Origin of the sequence: Specibacter sp. NPDC057265 (assembly GCF_042668835.1) — a bacterium.
GTDB lineage: Bacteria > Actinomycetota > Actinomycetes > Actinomycetales > Micrococcaceae > Specibacter.
The window spans coordinates 1-1,888 of sequence record NZ_JBHUYE010000048.1 but is presented as its reverse complement, the minus strand read 5'-3'; the positions used below and the strand labels follow the sequence as shown (position 1 = coordinate 1,888).

The 1,888-nt window shown below is 56.2% G+C and carries 2 protein-coding genes; both read right to left on the bottom strand.

Going from position 1 to position 1,888, the window contains the following annotated elements; all coding sequences use genetic code 11:
- Positions 1–306: 306 nt before the first annotated feature.
- Entirely contained in the window at positions 307–729 is a 423-nt protein-coding gene (locus ACFUCV_RS14955; RefSeq protein ID WP_380817125.1) for a transposase, read from the bottom strand.
- A 96-nt stretch (positions 730–825) separates the two neighbouring features.
- Positions 826–1,842, bottom strand: a complete 1,017-nt coding sequence (locus tag ACFUCV_RS14950) for a transposase (protein ID WP_380817123.1) — start codon at positions 1,840–1,842, stop codon at positions 826–828.
- Between the last annotated feature and the right edge of the window lie 46 nt (positions 1,843–1,888).

The window sequence follows — 1,888 nt, the reverse complement described above, 5'->3', positions numbered from 1 at the left end:
GGAACGCTACGGGTGGCCCCTAAGGACAATAATCCCGCTTTCCCATGGTGGCCCCCAACCGCAATATTGCTGGCCCCCAAAAAGAAAAATATTCACTGGTGCCGGCCCGACGGCTACAGGGACATCTTGATTCAGCAGTGCCAGGGCTCCTGACATGGTGAGGTAATTGCATTGGGAGTGTTAGCCATGGTCTTTTGATTTTCTAGCTGAGGATGAGCCCACTACCTAGGCACCGGGCTCATCCTCAAATACACCACCAAGACAGGCTCTCCGTGGTTCGTGGGGATTCGGATTCCCGGGTGAGTGTCATGCCGTCGTCCGGGCGGCACTTCTCAAGAGAATAACTGATGTGTAGTTGTTTGGGTTGCGGTAGCCGCGGGCGGTGCGTTTGATGTGTTTGATGGCGGTGTTGTTCGCTTCGACTTTTCCGGTGGTGGCGCCGGTGACGATGAGGACCTCGATTTCCTTCCACCACCGGCAAATGGTCCGCCAGAGCTTGGTCGTTTCTGGTTGCTTTGATGCTTGCACCAACTCTTCGAGGCGTTCCTTGGCTAGCTCGGCATCTTCCAAGGAACCGGTGCGTAGCAAGACCCTGACTTGTTCCTTCACCTCCCAGGCTGCCTTGATGGCAAATACGGCTTTAGGGTACGGGCGGTCCGGGTAGGTGGTGTGGAATCCCGTGACATCGTAGACAGCGAATCTCAGTACTTCGGCGACATCCGATCTCAACTCTTTGTATGCCCTGAGACAGGACATACAAAGTAGTGAGACTCGATGTCCACGAAGAGGAGAGATTCACTGTCCACGACCCTTTTATGGATTAAATCAAGCCCCGAGCTGTTCCAGTTGCCGGAAAATTGAGCGGGCAAGGAAACGTTTGAGGCACCGTTTGATTTCACGGTAACTCCGCCCTTCCTTGGTCCGTCGTTCAACGTAAGCCTTGGTCTTCTCATCTCCTCGGATGCGGTGCTTGGCAATGATGTCGAGGGCCATGTTCAGTTGTCTGTCACCTCCACGGTTGAGCCGGTGACGTTTGGTGTTACCGGAGGATGCTTGAAGCGGTGAGGCGCCGGCCAATGCTGCGAAGGCTGCTTCGGAACGGACCCGTCCATGGTGTGAGTATGCGGCCAGGATGATCCCCACGGTTACCGGGCCCATGCCAAATTGGTCCTGCAACCCCGGGGCCAGTTTCTCGTCAAGGTCAACCAACTCAGCTTCGATTTCCTTGAGCCGTGCATTGCTGGTTTTGATGGATCTTGCTAGATCGATGGCTTCGTCCCGTGCGATCCGCTGGTCAATGGTGTCATGCTCCCTGGCTCGCCAATCACTAATTTCTTTGACCTGTCGGTCAGTCAACGCATGTCGGGCATCAACGCCTAAGTCGATCTGTCGCACCAAGGCGTTCAAGGCATTGCGGTTCGCTGTGCGCTGGCTTTCCATCCGCCGTCGTGCGGCCAAAAGCACGCTGATGGCCGCTCGTTCCCCGTCGTGGCGAGGATGAAGCAGCAAGTCGATCTCTTGCCCTAAGACACTCGTTGCTGCAGCGAATGCATCAATAGGGTCGCTCTTCCCGATGCCTTGTCGGGCCTTTTCCTTCGGTGGCTTCACCTCCACCACACGAATTCCTTCAACGATAAGGGCGCGGCGAATGGAGGACCCGTAGGAGTTGGTTCCCTCGATGGCTGCCAAGATTTCCCCGGTCGTGTGGCGGCGGATCCAAGCTAAGGCCCGTTGCATTCCGGGCTTGGTGACGGGGAAGGCCTCGCAGCCCGCACGAGCCGTGGTGGTGGTATTGAACCGTCCCGGATTTGATGCCGCTGTCTTTTTTGAGAAAGATGGCAATCATGCCCAAGAGATACCCAACCGAAGTTCGTGATCGTGCCGTGCG